This is a genomic window from Aerococcus sp. L_32 (assembly GCF_050689315.1).
This window is the reverse complement of sequence record NZ_JBOEQF010001183.1, coordinates 1-564: the sequence shown is the minus strand read 5'-3', so window position 1 is coordinate 564 and position 564 is coordinate 1. Positions and strand designations below refer to the sequence as shown.

1 pseudogene is annotated in these 564 nt (G+C 35.1%); it reads left to right on the top strand.

The features are described 5' to 3' along the window. A pseudogene (locus tag ACRCJ0_RS18830) lies at window positions 1-220 on the top strand (recombinase RecA); the annotation flags it as partial. Window positions 221-564 lie beyond the last annotated feature (344 nt).

The window sequence follows — 564 nt, the reverse complement described above, 5'->3', positions numbered from 1 at the left end:
TGGCTCTTGGTATTCATATGGTGAAGACCGTATCGGTCAAGGTCGTGAGAATGCAAAACAATTCTTACGCGAAAACCCAGAAATTCGTGAAACCATTGATGGACAAGTTCGTCAACACTTCGGTTTTGGCCAAAATGGTAAATTAAGCGAAGAAGAACTAGCGGCCTTAGAAGCAAATGATGAAGCAGAAGTGGCATTGTTTGAAGAAGAAACAGAATAAAATTTATTTTTAATGGATAACCAACGTGCCTTTCCCTTTGAATCACTATGGGAAAGGCATTTTTTGCCTCTTTTTTGAAAAGGCTATCATGCTTTTGATTGCCGACTTGATTGACATTCATTCCACTTAAATATAAAATGAACTTATGTGCATGTAATGCATGTTTTATAGTATTTTAATATTTATGTAAAATAAGAACACAATTAAATAGATACGGAGGTGAAACTATGGGATTTACTGAAATTGCCTTCGCTATCATTGCTTTAATTGTTGGTGTATTGGGTGGCGTTTATGTAGGAAAAAGATCTTTATTACAAGAACAAGAACGTGAAAAAGATGAAGCT